The organism is Microbacterium invictum, assembly GCF_034421375.1.
Lineage (GTDB): Bacteria > Actinomycetota > Actinomycetes > Actinomycetales > Microbacteriaceae > Microbacterium > Microbacterium invictum_A.
The window spans coordinates 2,138,773-2,157,201 of sequence record NZ_CP139779.1 but is presented as its reverse complement, the minus strand read 5'-3'; the positions used below and the strand labels follow the sequence as shown (position 1 = coordinate 2,157,201).

The 18,429-nt window shown below is 69.2% G+C and carries 17 protein-coding genes; 10 read left to right on the top strand and 7 right to left on the bottom strand.

Annotated elements, in window-relative coordinates; all coding sequences use genetic code 11:
• Position 1 precedes the first annotated feature (1 nt).
• From T9R20_RS10450 to T9R20_RS10435, 4 genes are all read left to right on the top strand, one after another.
• Entirely contained in the window at positions 2-1,219 is a 1,218-nt protein-coding gene (locus tag T9R20_RS10450) for a phosphoglycerate kinase (protein ID WP_322409252.1), read from the top strand.
• Positions 1,216-2,025 (top strand): triose-phosphate isomerase, encoded by an 810-nt coding sequence (gene tpiA / locus T9R20_RS10445; protein WP_322409251.1) that lies wholly within the window; start codon positions 1,216-1,218, stop codon positions 2,023-2,025. The genes T9R20_RS10450 and tpiA overlap by 4 nt, the downstream gene beginning before the upstream one ends.
• A gap of 73 nt (positions 2,026-2,098) precedes the next feature.
• Positions 2,099-2,347 (top strand): preprotein translocase subunit SecG, encoded by a 249-nt coding sequence (gene secG, locus T9R20_RS10440; protein ID WP_322409250.1) that lies wholly within the window; start codon positions 2,099-2,101, stop codon positions 2,345-2,347.
• 3 nt (positions 2,348-2,350) lie between these two features.
• On the top strand, positions 2,351-2,704 hold the full coding sequence (locus T9R20_RS10435) for an RNA polymerase-binding protein RbpA (protein WP_141938228.1): 354 nt from the start codon (positions 2,351-2,353) through the stop codon (positions 2,702-2,704).
• A 28-nt stretch (positions 2,705-2,732) separates the two neighbouring features.
• Here T9R20_RS10435 and pgl read toward each other — a convergent pair whose 3' ends face one another.
• The 6 genes from pgl to tkt are packed head-to-tail and all read right to left on the bottom strand — an operon-like array spanning position 2,733 to position 10,952.
• The gene (gene pgl, locus T9R20_RS10430; protein ID WP_322409249.1) at positions 2,733-3,506 is read right to left on the bottom strand and encodes a 6-phosphogluconolactonase; all 774 of its coding nucleotides are present in this window, start codon (positions 3,504-3,506) and stop codon (positions 2,733-2,735) included.
• Positions 3,499-4,452, bottom strand: coding sequence for a glucose-6-phosphate dehydrogenase assembly protein OpcA (locus T9R20_RS10425; protein WP_322409248.1), 954 nt, complete (start codon positions 4,450-4,452; stop codon positions 3,499-3,501). The genes pgl and T9R20_RS10425 overlap by 8 nt, the downstream gene beginning before the upstream one ends.
• Positions 4,449-6,041 (bottom strand): glucose-6-phosphate dehydrogenase, encoded by a 1,593-nt coding sequence (gene zwf, locus T9R20_RS10420; RefSeq protein ID WP_322409247.1) that lies wholly within the window; start codon positions 6,039-6,041, stop codon positions 4,449-4,451. Before zwf ends, T9R20_RS10425 begins: the two co-directional genes overlap by 4 nt.
• 7 nt (positions 6,042-6,048) lie before the next feature.
• Positions 6,049-7,671 carry a glucose-6-phosphate isomerase gene (locus T9R20_RS10415; RefSeq protein ID WP_322409246.1) on the bottom strand — a complete coding sequence of 541 codons (1,623 nt, stop codon included), beginning with the start codon at positions 7,669-7,671 and terminating at the stop codon, positions 6,049-6,051.
• The gene (gene tal / locus T9R20_RS10410; protein ID WP_322409245.1) at positions 7,668-8,798 is read right to left on the bottom strand and encodes a transaldolase; all 1,131 of its coding nucleotides are present in this window, start codon (positions 8,796-8,798) and stop codon (positions 7,668-7,670) included. Before tal ends, T9R20_RS10415 begins: the two co-directional genes overlap by 4 nt.
• Before the next feature lie 48 nt (positions 8,799-8,846).
• Complete coding sequence (gene tkt / locus T9R20_RS10405) at positions 8,847-10,952, bottom strand: transketolase (protein ID WP_322409244.1); 2,106 nt, start codon at positions 10,950-10,952, stop codon at positions 8,847-8,849.
• Positions 10,953-11,205: 253 nt separating this feature from the next.
• Here tkt and T9R20_RS10400 point away from each other — a divergent pair, with 253 nt between their 5' ends.
• Both T9R20_RS10400 and T9R20_RS10395 read left to right on the top strand, forming a co-directional pair.
• Complete coding sequence (locus T9R20_RS10400; RefSeq protein WP_322409243.1) at positions 11,206-12,132, top strand: heme o synthase; 927 nt, start codon at positions 11,206-11,208, stop codon at positions 12,130-12,132.
• A 314-nt stretch (positions 12,133-12,446) separates the two neighbouring features.
• A complete protein-coding gene (locus T9R20_RS10395; RefSeq protein ID WP_322409242.1) occupies positions 12,447-13,301 on the top strand; it encodes a DUF559 domain-containing protein in 855 nt (284 codons plus the stop codon).
• A 183-nt stretch (positions 13,302-13,484) separates the two neighbouring features.
• On the opposite strand, the gene T9R20_RS10390 is transcribed toward T9R20_RS10395, so the two are convergent.
• Complete coding sequence (locus T9R20_RS10390) at positions 13,485-14,474, bottom strand: COX15/CtaA family protein (RefSeq protein ID WP_322409241.1); 990 nt, start codon at positions 14,472-14,474, stop codon at positions 13,485-13,487.
• 250 nt (positions 14,475-14,724) lie between these two features.
• Here T9R20_RS10390 and sufB point away from each other — a divergent pair, with 250 nt between their 5' ends.
• From sufB to sufC, 4 genes are read left to right on the top strand one after another with little or no spacing between them, the layout of a single operon-like run.
• Positions 14,725-16,143 (top strand): Fe-S cluster assembly protein SufB, encoded by a 1,419-nt coding sequence (sufB, locus tag T9R20_RS10385; protein WP_322409240.1) that lies wholly within the window; start codon positions 14,725-14,727, stop codon positions 16,141-16,143.
• On the top strand, positions 16,144-17,334 hold the full coding sequence (sufD, locus tag T9R20_RS10380; protein ID WP_322409239.1) for a Fe-S cluster assembly protein SufD: 1,191 nt from the start codon (positions 16,144-16,146) through the stop codon (positions 17,332-17,334). It abuts the gene before it with no gap.
• Positions 17,331-17,657 carry a non-heme iron oxygenase ferredoxin subunit gene (locus T9R20_RS10375; protein ID WP_322409238.1) on the top strand — a complete coding sequence of 109 codons (327 nt, stop codon included), beginning with the start codon at positions 17,331-17,333 and terminating at the stop codon, positions 17,655-17,657. Before sufD ends, T9R20_RS10375 begins: the two co-directional genes overlap by 4 nt.
• Entirely contained in the window at positions 17,657-18,427 is a 771-nt protein-coding gene (gene sufC, locus T9R20_RS10370; RefSeq protein WP_322409237.1) for a Fe-S cluster assembly ATPase SufC, read from the top strand. Before T9R20_RS10375 ends, sufC begins: the two co-directional genes overlap by 1 nt.
• Positions 18,428-18,429: the final 2 nt, after the last annotated feature.

Below are 18,429 nucleotides of genomic sequence, written 5' to 3'. Positions count from 1 at the left end.
GATGGCACTGCGTACCCTCGGGTCCCTCGGCCCGTTGGCAGGTAAGCGCGTCCTCGTCCGCTGCGATCTTAACGTCCCGCTCCGGGACGGTCGGATCACGGATGACGGTCGCGTGCGCGCCTCGCTCCCGACGCTGAACGCGCTCATCGATCAGGGCGCGCGCGTCGTGGTCTGCTCGCATCTCGGCAGGCCCGAGGGTGCGCCCGACGAGAAGTACAGCCTGGCACCCGTGGCGCAGCGCCTGTCGGAGCTCCTCGGCAAGCCCGTCGCCTTCGCGCGGGACACCGTGGGCGAGTCCGCTCGTGAGGCGGTCGCCGCACTCGACGACGGCGATGTGGCGGTTCTGGAGAACCTGAGGTTCCAGCCGGGTGAGACGGCGAAGGATGACGCTGAGCGGCGTGCCTTCGCCGAGGAGCTCGCGAGTCTCGCCGACGCCTTCGTCTCCGACGGGTTCGGCGTCGTCCACCGCAAGCAGGCGAGCGTCTTCGACATCGCAGATCTCCTGCCCTCTGCAGCCGGGCTCCTCATCGAGAAGGAGCTCGACGTCCTCGACCGGCTCACCGAGAACCCCGACCGGCCGTACACGGTCGTGCTCGGCGGCTCGAAGGTCAGCGACAAGCTCGGCGTGATCGAGCACCTCCTGCCCCGGGTCGACCGGCTCCTGGTGGGTGGCGGCATGATGTTCACGTTCCTCGCCGCCGAGGGCCACCCTGTCGGCAAGAGCCTCCTCGAGGAGGACCAGCTCGACACGGTCCGCCGCTACGTGGAGGACGCGCGCGCCCGCGGCGTCGAACTGGTGCTCCCCGTCGACGCGGTGGTCGCAGCGTCCTTCTCCGCGGACGCCGACCATGTCGTCGCGCCGGTGTCCGGCCTCGAGGAGACGCCGTTCGGGGCTGACGGACTGGGCCTCGACATCGGTCCCGACACCGCGGCCCTGTTCGCCGACCTCGTGGCCGACAGCCGCACGGTGTTCTGGAACGGCCCGATGGGGGTGTTCGAGATGCCGGCGTTCGCGGCGGGTACCCGCCGGGTCGCCGAGGCCCTCACCACCGTCTCGGGGCTCAGCGTCGTCGGCGGCGGCGACTCCGCCGCTGCGGTGCGCCAGCTCGGCTTCGCCGACGACCGCTTCGGCCACATCTCCACCGGAGGTGGCGCGAGCCTCGAGTTTCTCGAGGGCAAGAAACTCCCCGGACTGGAGGTCCTCGGATGGCAGGCGTGAGTACAGATCCGGCCGCGTCGCAGACCCGGCGCACCCCGTTCATCGCCGGAAACTGGAAGATGAACCTCGACCACCTGCAGGCGGTGGCGTTCGTGCAGAAGCTGCACTGGACGCTGAAGGATGCCGGGCACGAGACCGACACCGTCGAGGTCGGTCTGTTCCCGCCCTTCACCGACCTCCGCACGGTGCAGACACTGGTCGACGCCGACAAGATCCCGTTCGCCCTCGGCGCGCAGGACGTGTCGGCCCATGACTCCGGGCCGTACACGGGCGAGATCTCGGGTGCATTCCTGGCCAAGCTCGAGTGCCGATACGTGATCATCGGCCACTCCGAGCGCCGGCAGTATCACGGCGAGACGGACGAGATCGTGGCTTCGAAGGTCGCCGCGGCCCTCCGCCACGGGCTGGTGCCGGTCATCTGCGTCGGTGAGACCGCCGAGGACCTCGAGACGCACGGTGCCAGCGCTGTGCCGGTGGCGCAGCTGGAGAAGGCCCTCGCCGGTCTCGCCTCGGGCAGCGAGGTCGTCGTGGCCTACGAACCCGTCTGGGCGATCGGCTCGGGTCAGGCCGCCACCGCCGACCAGGCGCAGGAGGTGTGCGCGAAGCTCCGCGCCGTCGTCGGCGATGCGCTCGGCGCCGACGCCGCCGCCCGGACGCGTGTGCTCTACGGCGGCTCCGTGAAGTCCGGCAACATCGCCCGGTTCATGCGCGAACCCGATGTCGACGGCGCCCTCGTGGGTGGTGCCAGCCTCGTCGTCGACGAGTTCGCCGCCATCATCCGCTATCAGAAGCACGTCGGAGTCTGACCTCGGCGGCAACCCGACCTATACTTGTCCCCTGTGCGGTTCGCCCGGATCGCGCTGAAAGGCCTCTACGACTGTGCAGATCCTCGAGTTCGTCCTGCAGGTGCTCCTCGGCATCACGAGCCTCCTGCTGACCCTCCTCATCCTCCTTCACAAGGGACGCGGTGGGGGACTGTCCGACATGTTCGGCGGAGGGATGACCTCGGCACTCGGATCGTCGGGCCTGGCGGAGCGCAATCTCAACCGCTTCACGGTGGTTCTCGCTCTCACGTGGTTCGCGTCCATCGTGGCCCTCGGCCTCATCACGAAATTCCAGGGACTGTAAGACATGGCAACCGGAGGAAATGCGATCCGCGGCACCCGAGTCGGTGCCGGCCCCATGGGGGAGCAGGATCACGGCTATCACGCCGAGCGCATCGCGGTCTCGTACTGGGACGCGCTGGGGAATGAGACCGTTCGCTATTTCGCGGCGGGAATCCCTGACGAGGAGATCCCCGAGACGATCGACTCGCCGCACTCCGGTCTTCCCGCCGGCCGCGACCGCGAGAACCCTCCCGCGGTGGCCAAGACCGAGCCTTACAAGACGCACCTGGCCTATGTGAAGGAGCGTCGCACCGAAGAGGAGGCCGACGCGCTCCTCGAGGATGCGCTGAACCAGCTTCGCGAGCGGCGGGGTCAGTAACCCCTCACCTGCGGCGATCCCGGGGCCGTCAGTAGTCCTGGTCGATCAGTTCGGGCGGCACCTGGGCGGCGGCGTCCTGGTCGACGAAGAACACCGTGCGCTTCGTTCCCTTCGCTCCGGCGGCGGGAACGCTGGCGTAGCTGGCGCCCGCGAGGGCGAGGCCGAGCGCGGACGCCTTGTCGGTGCCCGACAGCACCAGCCAGACCCGCTGCGATGAGTTGATCACCGGCCGGGTGAACGTCAGCCGCTGCAGCGGCGGCTTGGGGGAGTCGCGGAGGGCGACGACTGCGGCGTCGGTAACGAGGATCTCGGGTCGGTCGGGGAACAGCGACGCGATGTGACCGTCGGGCCCGACGCCCAGGAAGCTGATGTCGAAGGTGGGCCAACCCGGCTGGTCCGCCGTGCCGTACCGGGCGAGCTCGGCGGCGTAGGCCTGGGCGGCCTCGTCGAGATCGAGACCCTCATCGCTCGCGGGGGCTGCATGCACCTGCGCGCCGGGCAGGCTGTCCAGCAGTGCCTCGCGCCCCTGACGTTCGTTGCGCTCGGGGTGCAAGCGTCGCACGAAGCGCTCGTCGCTCCACCAGAAGTGCACGCGGGTCCAATCGATCGTGTGCTCCGGCGCGTGCGCGGCTGCGGCGCTCAGCACCGCGGCGCCGCTGACGCCCCCGGTCAGGGCGACGTGCACGTCTCGGGACGCCGACTTCTTGGCCAGTCGGGTGAGGAAACGCTCGGCGACCGAGTCGGCCAGCGCGGTGGCGTCGGAGGTGATGACGACGCGCTTCTCGCCGGACGAATCAGCCATTTGTCTCCTGCGTCGTGGGCGGGTCGAGCAGCGCCCAGCCCTCGGTGATCACTCGACCGTACAGGACATCGGGGTCGAGTCGCCGCAGCTCCTCGGCGAGGCATTCGCGGAGGCTCCGCCGCGGGAAGGCGAGATCGTGCTGCGGCTGACCGGGCTGCGTGAGGAGAGCGACGGCGGGGCTCGGTCGTTCGAGGACGACGTCTCCGCTCTCGCGTTCCAGCGTCACCGACTTTATGCCGTGCGGCCACTCCTCGGCGGGGAGATACCCCCAGTCGACCGGCACGTCCAGGGCGAGGCGCAGCCAGGCCGCCAGGAGCGCCGTGGACGGGGAGTCCGACGCACCGCGCACCCGGACGCCTGTCACCCGCTCGAACGGCGGTTGGTCGAGGATCGCCGCGAGCTGCTCGCGCCAGCGGGTGAGGCGGGTCCAGGCGAGGTCGGTGTCTCCCGGGCGGTACTTCTCCCCGAGGGAGGCGACCCACGCCGAGGGATCCGGCTTCGTCGCGGCATCCGTGATCCGCCGCTGCGCGATCCTGCCGATCGAGGTCTGCGAGGGGATGTCGGGAGTGTCGTCCGGCCACCACACCACCACCGGGGCGTCGGGGAGCAGAAGCCCCGTCACCAGGCTCTCCAGGTTGGTCGAGCCGGCCTCGCCGAGGGCGTGGAGGGTGACCACCTCGCTAGCTCCGGCATCCCCGCCGACGCGGATCTGCGCGTCCAACCGCGGCGGTGAGTCCTCACCGTTGGTCATGAGGACGATGACGCGCATCGGGTGCTCGCGCGAGGCCGCGTTCGCGACGTCGATCACATCTTCCTGCGCCCCCTGACGGGTGACGATGATGAGGGTCAGGACGCGCCCGAGGGCGACCGCGCCGCCCTCCTCCCGGACGTTGACGAGGGCACGCGAGATTTTGCTGACGGTCGTGTCGGGCAGGTCGACGATCATGGGCGTCTCCAGGTGCGTCCGTCGCGGGCGAGCATCGCTTCGGCGGATTCCGGGCCCCACGAACCCGGGGCGTACTGCTCGAGCGGCCCGTCCTGCGTGGACCAGAACTCTTCGATGGGATCGAGGATCCGCCACGACAGTTCCACTTCCTCGTGCCGCGGGAACAGCGGGGGATCGCCGAGCAGGACGTCCAGGATCAGCCGCTCGTAGGCCTCGGGACTGGCCTCGGTGAAGGCGTGGCCGTAGCCGAAGTCCATCGTGACGTCGCGGACCTGCAGGCCGGCGCCCGGCACCTTCGACCCGAACCGGATGGTGACGCCCTCATCGGGCTGCACGCGGATGACGAGCGCGTTCTGACCGAGCCCGGAGGTCTGGTTGCGGGAGAAGAGTAGTTCGGGGGCGCGTTTGAACACCACGGCGATCTCGGTCACGCGGCGTCCGAGACGCTTTCCGGTACGCAGGTAGAACGGCACGCCCGCCCACCGGCGGGTGTTCACCTCGAGCGTGATCGCCGCATACGTCTCGGTCGTCGATTCGGGGTTCATCCCCTCCTCCTCGAGGAACCCGAGAACCCGCTCGCCGCCCTGCCAGCCGCCGGCGTACTGACCTCGAGCGGTCGAGCGGGCGAGGTCTTCGGGGAGGGTCACCGCGGCGAGGACCTTCTCCTTCTCGGCACGCAGGTGCTGCGCGTCGAAAGAGATCGGCTCCTCCATGGCGGTGAGTGCGAGCAGCTGAAGGAGATGGTTCTGGATGACGTCGCGGGCGGCGCCGATCCCGTCGTAATAGCCGGCGCGTCCCCCCACGCCGATGTCCTCGGCCATCGTGATCTGCACGTGGTCGACGTAGTTGCGGTTCCAGATGGGCTCGTAGAGCTCGTTCGCGAACCGCAGCGCGAGGATGTTCTGGACCGTCTCCTTGCCGAGGTAGTGGTCGATGCGGAAGATCGAGTCGGTCGGGAAGGCGCTGCGCAGTGCGTCGTTGAGCGCCTGCGCCGAGGTCAGGTCGTGACCGAACGGCTTCTCGATGACCACGCGCCGCCACCGTTCGGGGCGGTCAGCGGTGTCATCGACGAGCCCCGAGGCCTTCAGCTGCTCGGCGACGACCGGGAAGTCCTTCGGCGGGATCGACAGGTAGAACGCGTGGTTGCCCATCGTCCCGCGCTCGGTGTCGAGTTGGTCCACCGTCTCGCGCAAGCGCCGGAACGCATCGGGGTCGCCGAACTCGCCGGAGACGAACCGGATGCCCTCCAGCAGCTGCTCCCAGGTCTCTTCGCGGAACTCGGTGCGGGCGTTCGCGCGCACCGCCTCGTAGACGACTTTCGCGAAGTCCTGGTCCTCCCAGTCGCGACGCGCGAAGCCGACCAGTGCGAATCCGGGAGGGAGGAGTCCGCGGTTGGCGAGGTCGTAGACCGCGGGCATCAGCTTCTTGCGGGATAGGTCACCGGTGACGCCGAAGATGACCAGCGCGCTCGGCCCCGCGATGCGGTTCAGGCGCCGGTCCTCGGGGTCGCGGAGCGGGTTGTGCCCGCGGGAGATCTCGACACCCGGCGCCGATGCGCCGCTGCTCGATCCGTGGATCTCGTCGGTCATGAACGTCCTACTGAGCGGCTTCGAACAGGGAGAGCACCTCGGCCTGCGGGTCGGTCAGCGTCAGCGTCACGACCGGGCGGCCGTGGCCGTCGGCCAGCACGCTGGCATCCCCCGCGGCCTGCGCCTGGATGAGCTGACCGAAGGTGAAGGGGCGCCCGGGGATCTCGAGGTCGACGTCGGTCTGTTCGAGGATCTGGAGGTACACGCCCGTCGCCGGTCCGCCCTTGTGGTATTGACCCGTCGAGTGCAGGAATCGCGGACCCCATCCGAACGTGGTCGGCCGCCCCGAGTCGGCGGCGACGAGCTCGCGCAGTCCCTGGAGCTGGGGGAGGTCGAGCCGGTTCACGTAGGCCTGGATCGAGACGTAGCCGTCGGCGGGGAGCTGCGCCCACAGGGCATCGAGCACACCGGCGACGATCCCGGACGTCGCGAGGGCGGGATCCGAGACCCGCACCTCGACACCGTCGAGCGTGAAAGCCGGCGCAGAAGGCTCGGGACGGGCGTCGAGCAGACCGCGAGCGGCGGTCTTGGCCGACTCCACGTCGGGCTGGTCGAAGGGGTTGATCCCGAGCATCCTGCCTGCGATGGCCGTGGCGTACTCCCACACCATGAACTGCGCGCCGAGCGATCCGCTGACGAGGATCTCGCCCTCGTGACGTTCACGCAGGTGGAAGGCCGCCGCCTCGTCGACCAGGCGCACGATCTGCAGGTCGTCGGGGCGGGAGTCGAGCTCCGGCGAGACCGGCAGAAGGACGACCGGGAGGATGCCGGTGCCGTGCTTTCCGGTCGACTCGGCGATGAGCTGCTCGATCCAGTCGGGCAGCCCGACGATGTGGGTGCCGTCGGTGACCAGGCCCAGCTTGTCGCGGCGAGGAGTGCCGCCTGCGATCGCCGCGGCGAGGACCAGTGCGGGATTCTCGGGGCTGTCGACGGCGACTTCGAGGAGCGTGGCCTCGGCCTCGTCGAGCAATTCACCGATGTCGACACCGGCGAGACCGGCGGGCACGAGCCCGAACGCGGTCAGCGCCGAATAGCGTCCGCCGACCTCGGGATCGGCGTTGAAGACGCGGTAGCCGTCGGCCCGGCCGGACTGGTCCAGCGGCGAGCCGGGGTCGGTGACGATGACGATGCGCTCGGTGGGTTCGATACCGAGGTCGCGGAACGCAGCCTCGAAGGTCCGCTTGGCCGAGTCGGTCTCGACGGTGGACCCCGACTTGGAGGACACGACCAGCACGGTCTGCGCGAGGCCCCCGGCTTCGCTGTCGCCGTCGATGGCCGCCAGCACTTGGCCCGGGGCCGTGGAGTCCAGGATGACGAGCGGCACGCCCGCCGTCTGAGCGATCACCTCGGGAGCAAGAGAGGAGCCGCCCATTCCCGCGAGGACGACCCGGGTGACGCCGCGCGCGCGGAGCTCGTCGCGAAGCGCGACGATCTCGCCGACGAGGGGGCGCGACACCGACACGGCCTGCACCCACCCCAGGCGCTTGGACGCCTCGGACTCGGCATCCGGTCCCCACAGCGTCGCGTCGCCGGCGGTGATCCCCGACGCCACGAGACTTGCGACGAGCTCGGGAAGCGTCTCGTCGACGACGGACTTCACGCGCCCCGAGAGGTGGATGTCGAAGCTCACTGGGCTGCCTCCTCGACGCTGGCGGGGGCGGCGTCGAGCGCCGCGGCAACCGTGCCCTGCAGCTCGTGCCACGAGGCGATGAACTTCTCCACGCCCTCCTTCTCGAGGACGTCGGTGACATCGTCGAAGTCGACCCCGACGGCCTTCAGCCCGTCGAAGACGGCGTGAGCGTCGGCGTAGTAGCCGGTGACGGTGTCGCCGGTGACCTCACCGTGGTCGAACGTCGCCTCGAGGGTCTTCTCCGGCATCGTGTTGACGGTGCCGGGCGCGACGAGCTCGGTCACGTACAGGGTGTCGGGGAGGGCCGGATCCTTCACACCGGTCGAGGCCCACAGGGGGCGCTGCACGCGAGCGCCGGCGTCGATCAGCGCCTTCGCGCGGTCGGTGGCGAACTCCCGCTCGTACAGCTCGTAGGCCAGGCGCGCATTGGCCACGCCCGCGCGGGACTTCAGCTCGCGTGCCTCGTCGGTGCCGATGGCATCCAGACGCTTGTCGACCTCGGTGTCCACACGGGACACGAAGAACGACGCGACCGAGTGGATCGCGGAGATGTCGTGCCCGGCCTCCCGCGCCTTCTCGATGCCCGAGAGGTAGGCGTCGATGACCGCGGCGTACCGCTCGAGACTGAAGATGAGGGTGACGTTCACCGAGATCCCCTCCGCGAGCACCTCGGTGATGGCGGGGAGACCCGCAAGGGTCGCCGGGATCTTGATGTGCACGTTCGGGCGGTCCACCCGGGCCCAGAGCTTCTTCGCCTCGGCGACCGTCGCGGCGGTGTCGTGCGCCAGGTCGGGCGAGACCTCGATCGAGACGCGGCCGTCGACCCCGTCGGTGGCGTCGAACACCGGCCGCAGGATGTCGGCGGCCGACCGGACGTCATCCGTCGTGATCTCGAAGATCGTGCGGTTCACATCCGCACCGTCCGCGGAGAGCGCCGTGACCTGTGCTTCGTAGTCCTCGCCCTTGGCGAGGGCACCGGCGAAGATCGTCGGGTTGGTGGTGACGCCGCTGACGTTGCGGCTCTCGATCAGACCGGCCAGGTTGCCGGATTCGATGCGCTGGCGGGACAGGTCGTCCAGCCAGATGCTGACGCCCTCTTCGACAAGACGTGCGGTGGGGGTGGTCATCGGATCTCCTCAGTGCCTCGGTGACTCAGAGCGCGGTGGCTCGATTTCTCAGTTGCCGGCCGTGGTGGCGGCGATGGTCTCGCGGGCGGCCTCGACGACGGCCTCGGCGGTGATGCCGAACTTCTCGAACAGGGTCTTGTAGTCCGCGGACGCCCCGAAGTGCTCGATCGACACCGAGCGCCCGCGGTCGCCGACGATGCCGCGCCACGACAGCGCGATCCCCGCCTCGACCGAGACCCGGGCGGTCACGGCGGAGGGGAGGACGGACTCGCGGTAGGCCTCGTCCTGCTCGGCGAACCACTCCAGCGACGGTGCGGACACGACGCGAGCGTTCACGCCTTCGCCGCGGAGCGTCTCGCGGGCCGCCACGGCCAACTGGACCTCGGAGCCGGTCGCGATCAAAATCACGTCGGGGTGGCCGTCGGGGGCGTCCGCCAGCACGTAGGCGCCACGAACGGCGCCATCGGCCGAGGCGAGGGTGTCGCCCGACGCCTCGCCGTCGCCGCGCTCGAACACCGGGATGTTCTGCCGGGTCAGTGCGAGGCCCGCGGGTCCGGCGTGGCGCCGGAGCAGCTCCAGCCACACCACCGCTGTCTCGTTGGCGTCGGCGGGGCGCACGAGCGTGAAGTTCGGGATGGCGCGCAGCGCCGCCAGCTGCTCGATCGGCTGGTGGGTGGGTCCGTCCTCGCCGAGCGCGACGGAGTCGTGTGTCCAGACGAACAGCGACGGGATGTTCATCAGCGCCGCCAGACGCACCGACGGGCGCATGTAGTCGCTGAAGATCAGGAACGTGCCCCCGAACGCGCGGGTCGGACCGTGCAGCACGATGCCGTTGACGATGGCGCCCATCGCGTGCTCGCGGATGCCGAAGTGGAGCACCCGGCCGTACGGGTCGCCGGACCACTCGTGGGTGGACCACACCTCGGGGATGAAGGACTTCGCGTCCTTGATCGTCGTGAGGTTGGACTCGGCGAGGTCGGCCGAGCCGCCCCAGAGCTCGGGCAGGGCGGCGGCGAGGGCGTTGATCACCTGACCGGAGGCCGCCCGGGTGGACACGTCCTTGCCGGCGGCGAATACGGGCAGGGCTTCGCGGATGTCGGCGGGGAGCTCTCGCGCCTGGACGCGATCCCACAGCGCCTTGCGATCGGGGTGGGCCGCGGCCCAGGTGTCGAACTTCTCCTGCCACGCGGCGTGCGCCGCCGCGCCGCGCTCGCGGAGCGAGCGGGTGTGGGTGAGGACGTCGTCGGGGACGACGAACGTCTCGTCCGGGTTCCAGCCGAGCACCTCTTTGGTGGCGCGAAGCTCGTCGCCGCCGAGCGCCGAGCCGTGGATCTTGCCGGTGTTCTGCTTGCCCGGCGAGGGCCACCCGATGATGGTCTTCAGGATGATGATCGACGGCCGGTCGGTCTCGCCCTTGGCCTGCTGGATGGCGTCGTAAAGCGCGGCGGCGTCTTCGACGTACTGACCGGTCTTCTTCCAGTCGACCGTCTGCACGTGCCATCCGTAGGACTCGTACCGCTTCGCGACGTCCTCGGTGAAGGCGACGTTGGTGTCATCCTCGATCGAGATCTGATTGGAGTCGTAGATGACGACGAGGTTGCCGAGATTCTGATGCCCCGCCAGTGACGAGGCCTCGGAGGTGACGCCCTCCTGCAGGTCGCCGTCGGAGGCGATCACGAAGATGTGGTGGTCGAAGGGGGACTCGCCCGCCGGGGACTCGGGATCGAACAGCCCGCGCTCGAAGCGCTGGGCGTAAGCGAAGCCGACCGAAGAGGCCAGACCCTGGCCGAGCGGGCCGGTGGTGATCTCCACGCCGTCGGTGTGGCCGAACTCGGGGTGGCCGGGGGTCTTCGAGCCCCACGTGCGCAGCGCCTTCAGATCGTCGAGCTCGAGGCCGAACCCACCGAGGTACAGCTGCACGTACTGGGTCAAGGAGCTGTGACCGGCCGAGAGGATGAAGCGGTCACGGCCGGGCCAGTGCGTATCGGCGGGGTCGTGGTTCATCACCCGCTGATAGAGCAGGTAGGCCGCCGGGGCCAGGCTCATCGCGGTGCCGGGGTGACCGTTGCCGACCTTCTCCACGGCGTCCGCCGCCAGAACTCGGGCGGTGTCCACCGCGCGTCGATCGATCTCTTCCCATCGCAGTTCCGACACCGGGCCGCCTTTCTCGAAGGTGCGTCCCGACGAAGCCAATCCACGGCGAAGACCGGTGGGGTGCAAGGGGATTGGACGCGGGGCGCGTGTGGCTTCAGCATAGCGAAGCGGCACCTCCCGGCGAGAGTGTGTGACAGGTCCGGACGGGGCGTTGACATCGCGCGTTGTTCGCGCTACCTCTCACGCGCGGTCGGCGTCGGCGCACCATGACCTAGACTCGGAGGGGACTTCTCGAGGCTCGCAACGGGGGACGATGGACATCTCAACGGCCGCCGGTGGCGCGATCGCGCGCCACCGACCGTCTCCGGGTCGTACCGTCCGCGCCTACATCGCGCTGACCAAGCCCCGCGTCCTCGAGCTGCTGCTGGTCACGACGGTGCCGGTGATGATCCTCGCCCAGAACGGGCTGCCCAACCTGTGGCTCGTGCTCGCGACCGTGGTCGGGGGCTCGCTGAGCGCCGGATCGGCCGCGGCGTTCAACATGTACCTCGATCGCGACATCGATGCGCACATGCAGCGCACCGAGAACCGCCCCCTGGTGACGGGTGAGGTCACCCCGCGCGGGGCGCTCGTGTTCGCCTGGTCGCTCGCCGTGGCATCCACCCTCTGGCTGCTGGTGACCACCAATCCTCTCGCCGCCGGACTGTCGGCGGGCGCGATCTTCTTCTACGTCGTCATCTACACGATGATCCTCAAGCGCCGCACCGAGCAGAACATCGTGTGGGGCGGGATCGCCGGATGCTTCCCGGTGCTGATCGGCTGGACCGCCGTGACGGGGTCGCTGTCGTGGACGCCGTTCGTGCTGTTCCTCCTGGTGTTCCTGTGGACCCCGCCGCACTACTGGCCGCTGTCGATGAAGTACCGGGGCGACTACGCCGAGGTCGACGTGCCGATGCTCGGCGCGACCCGGTCGGGTTCGCAGGTCGGGCTGCAGGTGATCCTCTACGCCTGGGCAACAGTGGCGTGCTCGCTGCTGCTGATTCCCGTGGCCGGGATGGGGCTGGTGTACACCGTGTCGGCGCTGGTCTTCGGCGGCTGGTTCATCTACGAGTCGCACCGGCTTTATAACCGCGCGGTGCGCGGCACCGAGCCGCGACCGATGCGCGTCTTCCACGCGTCCATCTCGTACCTCACCCTGCTCTTCGTCGCGATCGCCGTCGACCCGCTCCTGCCGTTCTGACCCGCGCCGCGGGGATCGACGGTCCCACGGTTCGTCGAGCCGGGTCCGACCGAGTGACGGTAGATCGCCGCGATTGCTGCGCGCGCGTCGCTGTCTGACGGACGCCGCGCGTCGGCTTCCGAGGGACGCCGCGCGGCCGCGCCGCGGGGATCGACGGTCCCACGGTTCGTCGAGCCGGGTCCGACCGAGTGACGGTAGATCGCCGCGATTGCTGCGCGCGCGTCCGTTCCTGCACAGGCGAGGAGGGCGCCCAGTGGTCCCCAGATCCGCCTGTTCCCCGGATCTCGTCGGCCGTATCGGAGCAGCATCGAGCCGTGTTGACCTTCAAGACGGCGCGCCAGCTCGAGCATCTCGCCCAGACCTTCGTCGCGCTCGGGGGTGTCGCCCGCACCGCGCGCCTGCTGGATGAAGGGGTGAGCCGACACACGTTGAGGATCGCGCGGGACGAGGGACTGCTGCAGCCGCTGCGTCGCGGGTGGGTCGCCGCGCCCGGTGCCGACGCCGAGCTGGTCGCCGCGGCCCGATGGGGCGTCGTCCTCACCTGCGTCACCGCGGCGCGACGGCATGGGCTGTGGGTGCTCACCGAGGATCGCTGCCACGTCGCGTGCGGACCTCATGCCACCGGGCCCAGACCCGACCGTGCCACTGTGCACTGGGCCCGACCCGTAATGCAGCGAGATCCCGATGACCTCGTCGACCCGCTCCCCAATGCCCTCGTCCTGGTCGCGACGTGCGTCCCTCACGAGCAAGCCCTCGTGATCTGGGAATCGGCGTTCCGACTGCGCCGTGTCGATCCCACCGTCCTGGCTCGAACGCCCCTTCCGCCGGCTGCCCGCCGCCTCCTCGCCGAAGCGCGGCCGTTCGCCGACTCCGGTCTTGAGACGCTCTTCGTCGTCAGGCTCCGCTGGCTGCCGATCCCCATCACGCCGCAGGTGTGGATCGCGGGCCGGCCGGTGGACTTCCTCATCGGTGACCGCCTGGTGGTCCAGCTCGACGGAGGACACCACGTCGGTGCCCAGCGGGCGCGGGACAACGCCCACGATGCCGAGCTGATGCTCCTCGGCTACCACATCATCCGGGTGGGGTACTCGGAGATGCTCGAGGAGTGGCCCGCGGTGCAGCGCCGGATCCTCGACGCGATCGCGCAGGGCCTGCACCTCGCACGGTGACGCGGAGATCTTCCTTCGGGCGGTCGCCCACGACCGATCTGTCCGAGTTTCGGCGGATCGCCGAGGAACGAACGGACGGCGGAGGGAGAGGAGCGAGCGGGAGAGGAGGGAGCGGGAGAAGAGCGAGCGCGAGAAAGGAGTGTGCGGTGCGCCGGAGGGCGGGCAGCGAACCGGAAGCGCGGGTCAGCGGCCGGCGAAGGATGCCGCGGGCTCGACGTCCGGCGCCGGCTCGACCGCGGCGGCGGGGAGCTTCAGGTGCATGACGATCGCCGTCATCGCGGCGACGAGCACGACGGCCAGGATCATGTGGACGTTGACCAGCACGATCGGTAGGCCCGCGCGCGCCTGCCACACGCCGACGACGATCTGCACGACCTCGACAGCGAGGAGGAGTGTCGTCCAGAACGTCAGCCGCAGGGCGGGCGGGGTTCGTCGGGCACCGACGATCAGGGCGAGGGTGAGGGCGAATGTGATGTAGGCCGGCCACGAGTGGACGTGCTGCATGAACTCGGAGTCCAGGCCGTTCCGGGCCGCCCCGCCGTCACCGGCGTGAGGACCCGACCCGGTCACCAGGATCCCCACGACCACCGTCACCAGGACGAAGGCGCTCGTGAGGTGGGTGAGCCCGGCGTACCACCCCGGCACGGCACGGACCCGAGGACCCGGCACCGCGTAGACGCGGGCGACGAAGACGGCGGCGAGGGCGACCAGGATGACCGAGGCGAAGTAGTGCAGACCCACGACGTACGGGTTGAGGTTCGTCAGCACCGTGATGCCGCCGATGATCGCCTGGACGGGGACGTAGAGGCCGATGATCAGCGCGAGCCAGAACAGATCGCGCCGCCGGCGCCGCATCCGCACGACGAACAGGAAGGTCACGATCGCCACCGCCACCAGGACGAAAGTCAGCAGCCGGTTGCCGAATTCGATCACGCCGTGGATGCCCATCTCGGGCGTCGAGACGAACGACTCCGGCGTACAGCGGGGCCACGTCGGGCAGCCGAGGCCCGAGCCGGTCAGGCGGACGAGTCCGCCGGTTCCGACGATGCCGATCTGCACGACGAGCGTCGCCCAGGCGGCCACGATCACGCGGCGGTCGATCGTCGACGGCAACCAGCGGCGGAACCGCCCCAGAAGGCCGGGCCGGGTGGGAGCGGGAGCCTCGGCGGACATCGTCGCGTCCTCATTTCCTCGTCATGGGCTCGTCGGCGGGGGGATGCCGGCACCGCCGTGGGGGTGGGGAGCCTGTAGAATCGAAATCGTCGGCGCGGGCTGCGAACGCCGCGCACAGACAGTCTATTCGCGCAGTACGGGCGCGAGTCTGAAAGGACCCACCCAGCGACATCCCCTTCCGTTTCTCCCCGAGGGAGCGGGAATGTCGGAACGGAGACATCCGTTGGGGCCCCTAGAGGAGAGTGTGACGATGTCGGATGTACTGATCGATCGCCCAGAGCTCGAGGGTCTGGGGGTGTACGAATTCGGATGGCACGACACCGACGCTGCCGGCGCCAGCGCGAGGCGCGGGATCAACGAGGCCGTCGTGCGCGACATCTCGGGCATGAAGAACGAGCCCGAGTGGATGCTGAAGAACCGCCTCAAGGGCTTCCAGCTGTTCGGGCGCAAGCCGATGCCCACCTGGGGCGCCGACCTGTCGGAGATCGACTTCGACAACATCAAGTACTTCGTGCGCTCCACCGAGAAGCAGGCTCAGTCCTGGGAAGACCTCCCCGAGGACATCAAGAACACCTACGAGCGGCTCGGCATCCCGGAGGCGGAGCGCTCGCGTCTGGTCTCCGGCGTGGCCGCGCAGTACGAGTCCGAGGTCGTCTACCACCAGATCCAGGAAGACCTCGAGCGCCAGGGTGTCATCTTCATGGACACCGACACCGCGCTGAGGGAGCACCCCGAGTTCTTCGAGGAGTACTTCGGCACCGTCATCCCCGCCGGCGACAACAAGTTCGCCGCGCTGAACACCGCGGTGTGGTCAGGCGGATCGTTCGTCTACGTCCCCAAGGGCGTGCACGTCGAGATCCCGCTGCAGGCGTACTTCCGCATCAACACCGAGAACATGGGCCAGTTCGAGCGGACGCTGATCATCGCGGACGAGGGATCGTACGTCCACTACATCGAGGGCTGCACCGCGCCGATCTACAAGAGCGACTCGCTGCACTCGGCCGTCGTCGAGATCATCGTGAAGAAGAACGCCCGCGTGCGCTACACGACGATCCAGAACTGGTCGAACAACGTCTACAACCTCGTCACCAAGCGAGCCGTGGCCCACGAGGGCGCGACCATGGAGTGGGTCGACGGAAACATCGGCTCCAAGGTGACGATGAAGTACCCGTCGATCTTCCTCGTGGGCGAGCACGCCAAGGGCGAGACGCTCTCGGTCGCCTTCGCCGGCCCCGGTCAGCATCAGGATGCCGGCGCGAAGATGATCCACATGGCGCCGTACACCCAGTCGTCGATCGTGTCCAAGTCGATCGCCCGCGGCGGCGGACGCGCCGGCTATCGCGGCGAGGTGCGGGTGGATGCCAACGCGCACCACTCCGCCAACACCGTGCGCTGCGACGCCCTGCTGGTCGACACGATCTCGCGCTCCGACACCTACCCGGCGATCGACATCCGCGTCGACGACGTGCAGCTCGGTCACGAGGCGACGGTGTCGAAGGTCAGCGAAGAGCAGCTGTTCTATCTCATGAGCCGAGGGCTCCCCGAGGATGAGGCGATGGCCATGATCGTCCGCGGCTTCATCGAGCCGATCGCCCGGGAGTTGCCGATGGAGTACGCGATGGAACTGAACAAGCTCATCGAGATGGGCATGGAAGGCAGCGTCGGCTGAATGAGCTCCACCACGCAGGCGCCCGTCGTGGTGCCGGGATCCACTGCGCACACCGACGGGGGGTGGGGCATCGCTCCCATCCAGACCCGATCCGAGCGTCCGCAGTCCTACGAACCCGATGACTTCGGCGTCCCGACGGGGCGAGAGGTCAACTGGAAGCACACCCCCATCGACCGTCTCGCGCCGCTCTGGCAGACGGATGCCGCGCTTTCGCGCCCGGCCGACATCACCGTCGACGGTGTCGACGGCGTGACCGTCGACACCTTGGCGGCCGGGTCGGCGCCGCGGGGAGAGGTCTTCACCCCCGAGGACTATCCCGCGGCCCTCGCGTGGGCGCGTACGCCCGAGGCGACGCGCATCCAGCTTCAGGCAGGCGTCGAACTTCAAGCCCCGGTGGTCGTGGACGTGAGGGCCGACGCGGGTGCCACGTTCGCGCACCTGGTGATCGAAGCCGCGCCGAACGCGCGCGGCATCGTCCTGCTCCGTCACGCGGGGCCGGCACTCCTCGCCCAGAACGTCGAGATCATCGTCCGTGACGGTGCGGCACTGACCGTCGTCTCGGTCCAGCGGTGGGATGACGACGCGGTCCATGCGGCGGCGCACCAGGCGCGGGTGGGCCGCGACGCCTCGCTCACCCACGTCGTGGTCAGCCTCGGCGGCTCGGTCGTGCGGGTGAACCCCTCGGTCGAGCTGGCCGGTCCGGGGTCCCGCGCACAGCTGTACGGCGTGTCGTTCTCGGACGCCGGGCAGCACCTGGAGAGCCAGGTCTACCTCCACCACAAGGGGCCGCACACCGTCGGCGACGTGCTCTACAAGGGCGCCCTCCAGGGCGAGAGCGCCCGGAGCGTCTGGATCGGCGACGTGCTCATCGGCCGGGACGCGGTGGGGACTGACTCCTACGAGGCCAACCGCAACCTCGTCCTCACCGACGGCGCCCGAGCCGACTCGATCCCGAACCTCGAGATCGAGACCGGCGACATCGCCGGCGCCGGCCACGCCAGCGCCACCGGACGCTTCGACGACGAGCAGCTGTTCTACCTCCAGGCGCGCGGCATCTCCGAGGCGGAGGCGCGTCGCCTCGTCGTCATCGGCTTCCTCGGCGAGATCGTCCAGCGGATCGGCATCCCCTCGCTGGAGGAGGAGCTGTTCGAGGCCATCGAGCGTGAGCTCGCGGAAGGAGCAGCGGCGTGAGCGCCACCCGCGTCTGCGCCCTCAGCGACCTCGAGCAGGACACTGCTCTGCGCGTAGAGGTGGACGGCGTCGCCATCGCCGTCGTCCTCGACGCCTCCGGTGAGGTCCACGCCATCGGCGACACCTGCACGCACGGCGACATCTCCCTCGCCGAGGGCTTCGTCGACGGCGACACGCTGGAGTGCTGGGCCCACGGCTCCGCGTTCTCGCTGCGCACCGGCAAGCCCCTCAACCTCCCTGCATACGAACCCGTCCCGGTCTTCGAAGTGACCATCGACGGCGACGACGTGCTCATCGACCCGAATGTGAAGAAGGACATCTGATGACTGTGCTCGAGATCCGCGACCTCCATGTCACGGTCGAGACCGACGCCGGGACCACCCCGATCCTCAACGGCGTGACCCTGACCGTCCGCACCGGCGAGACCCACGCGATCATGGGGCCCAACGGCTCCGGCAAGTCCACGTTGGCGTACACCATCGCAGGGCACCCGAAGTACACCGTCACCGGCGGCACGATCACGCTCGACGGCGAAGACGTGCTGGAGATGTCGGTGGACGAGCGGGCGCGCGCGGGGCTCTTCCTCGCCATGCAGTACCCGGTCGAGATCCCGGGCGTCACCGTGACGAACTTCCTGCGCACCGCCAAGACCGCGATCGACGGCGAGGCACCCGCGATCCGGACCTGGACCAAGGACGTCAAGGCGTCCATGAAGAACCTCCGCATCGACCCGAAGTTCGCCCAGCGCAACGTCAACGAGGGATTCTCCGGCGGCGAGAAGAAGCGCCACGAGATCCTCCAGCTCGAACTGCTGAAGCCCCAGATCGCGGTCCTCGACGAGACAGACTCCGGTCTCGACGTCGACGCGCTCAAGATCGTCTCGGAGGGCGTCAACCGCGCCAAGCAGGACACCGATCTCGGCGTGCTGCTGATCACCCACTACACCCGGATCCTCCGCTACATCCGGCCCGACTTCGTGCACGTGATGGTCAACGGCCGCATCGCCGAAGAGGGTGGGCCCGAGCTCGCCGAGCGACTCGAGGACGAGGGCTACGACCGCTTCATCGGCGACGAGACCCCCGTCGACGCCTGAAA